The organism is Micromonospora sp. ABR4_055 (assembly GCF_056160425.1).
On the sequence record NZ_JBSWXD010000360.1, the window covers coordinates 1 to 458 of the forward strand.

Here is a 458-nt window from a genome sequence, read left to right on the forward strand (position 1 = left end):
CGTCCCGGCGGGCCTGGTCACGGACCCGCTCGTACAACGGGGTCAACACCTCGTCCACCAACGGTTCCAACTCGTCCTGGTAGCGCTCCACAGTCGTCGAGCCGCAGCCGAACACCTCACCGAGCACGTCCGGCGCGAGGTTGTGCCGCAGCCCGAACAGCACCATCACCAGCGCCGTGTCCAGCGGCAACGCCCGCGGCCGTCCCACCGGCAGGTCCCAGTCCAGCAGCGCGTCCACCTGCTCGACCAACCAGTCGACTTGATCGGAGTCCAACCCGGTCATACGCTCACAACGCGGCGGCCGGCCGTTGATCGTTTGAGTCCACATAACCCGAATGATCTAGACGATGCCGGCCGCCGTCTCCACAAGCGACACGCCCGAGTTGATCACACCCGGGCCGTCACGCCACGTCACATCGACAGGGCTCGGTTCCGGATCGGCGGACCCCTTTCGGGAA

1 protein-coding gene is annotated in these 458 nt (G+C 66.6%); it reads right to left on the reverse strand.

The genetic code is table 11. The annotated features are described in order from the left end of the window. On the reverse strand, positions 1-274 hold a 274-nt coding region (locus ACXAHD_RS32390; protein WP_475055222.1), incomplete at its 3' end, for a transposase family protein. Positions 275-458: the final 184 nt, after the last annotated feature.